This window comes from Mesorhizobium sp. M4A.F.Ca.ET.090.04.2.1 (assembly GCF_003999085.1).
GTDB lineage: Bacteria > Pseudomonadota > Alphaproteobacteria > Rhizobiales > Rhizobiaceae > Mesorhizobium.
The window spans coordinates 1-1,186 of record NZ_RZOT01000883.1; the positions used below are offsets into that span (position 1 = coordinate 1).

At 66.2% G+C, this 1,186-nt stretch carries 1 protein-coding gene; it reads right to left on the minus strand.

Translation table 11 applies throughout. The features are described from left to right. Positions 1–1,061, minus strand: a 1,061-nt coding sequence (locus EN781_RS32865) for a DNA polymerase ligase N-terminal domain-containing protein (RefSeq protein WP_281034421.1), incomplete at its 3' end; no start/stop codon positions are given. Positions 1,062–1,186: the final 125 nt, after the last annotated feature.

The following is a 1,186-nucleotide window of genomic DNA, read 5'->3' on the forward strand; positions in this document are numbered from 1 at the left end:
GCCTTATGCTTCTGCAGCGGCGCCTTGCGCAGATCCCAACCGTCGAGATGGAGAAGGTCGAAGGCGTAGAAATGCAGCTTCGAGCCGGCGCCTTCGGCCAGCGCGTCCTGCAGCAGCGCAAAGCGCGAGATGCCCTTGTCGTCGAGCACCATGATCTCGCCGTCGATGATCGCCTGGCTCACCGGCAGTCGCGAAAAGGCCTGCGGAAGATCGCCGTAGCGCTTCGTCCAGTCGATGCCGCCACGGGTGATCAGCCTGACCTCGCCGTCCATGACATGCGCCATGGTGCGGTAGCCGTCGAATTTTATCTCGTGCAGCCAGAGTTGACCGGTGTGCTCCGCGGGATCATTGCCGCCCGGCGGCTTCGGAACCTGTGTGGCAAGCTGTGGCTCGATGCGGCCAGATGGCGGCGCTTTGACAGCACCGGGCAACGCGTCGGGCTTGAAGGAGCCGGGTTTCGGCGGCAGGCGCTCGCGCTTCTTCGGCGGCGCCACCAGTTCCTCGATGCGGCGGCCGGTTTTCACGCTCTCCGGCCGTTGGCTGAGGATGTCGCGGCTGGTGTCCGAAGCGAGGTCGCGCTCCTTGAACAGGAGCCAGTTCTTCTTTGCCTCGTCCTCGCCGGGCTTCGGCTTCAGCCGCGTCAACATCCAGCCGCCATTCAGCTTCTGGCCGGCCAGCCGGAACTTGAAGGCGCCGGTTCTCAGGCTTTTCTCGACGTCGTCCATCGGCGCCCAGGTGCCGGTGTCCCAGACGATCATCGGCCCGCCGCCATATTCGCCCTCGGGGATGACGCCCTCGAAGTCGATATATTCGACCGGATGGTCCTCGGTCTCGACCGCCAGCCTTTTGTCGGCCGGGTTGAGCGAAGGCCCGCGCGGCACCGCCCAGCTCTTCAGCACGCCGCCGACCTCGAGCCGCAGATCGTAGTGGTCGGCGGTGGCGTGGTGCTTGTGGACGACGAAGCGGTTGCCCTCACTGCTCGCAAGCCCGCCCGCGGGTTCCGGCGTGCGGGAGAATTCGCGCTTGGCGCGGTAGGGTTTGAGTTTGGAGGGAGGCGGCATCGGTCAGGCGCCAAGGCGCAGAGCGGACAATGGCAAAGGCCGCGTTCCTTCGCGCCCCCCTCTGTCCTGCCGGACATCTCCCCCACTTGGGGGGAGATGTCCGGCAGGACAGAGGGGGGCGCGAA